Below are 297 nucleotides of genomic sequence, written 5' to 3'. Positions count from 1 at the left end.
GTTTGTTTCTTCAGCGGTTAGTGGAACCATTGGAAGGCGGACGCCGCCGACGTTGATTCCTTTCAAATTTAGCGCTGCTTTCACCGGTGATGGGCTTGGGGCAGCAAATAGTGCATTCATAATTGGAAGCAGTTTGCGATGGGCTGCAGCTGCCGCTTCGATCTTTCCGTTTTTAAAAAGGTTGATCATTTCCTGCATCTCATTTCCAATGATATGGGAGGCAACGGAAACAATCCCTGCACCGCCAATGCCTAAGACAGGCAATGTTAAACCGTCATCACCGCTATATAATGTGAA

1 protein-coding gene is annotated in these 297 nt (G+C 47.5%); it reads right to left on the bottom strand.

Features of this window, described 5'->3' with window-relative positions:
• Positions 1 to 297, bottom strand: a 297-nt coding sequence (locus tag SB775_RS28615; RefSeq protein ID WP_410864561.1) for a dihydrodipicolinate synthase family protein, incomplete at both ends; no start/stop codon positions are given.

The sequence above is a fragment of the Peribacillus sp. SIMBA_075 genome (assembly GCF_046534585.1).
This window is presented reverse-complemented; position numbering and strand designations above follow the sequence as displayed.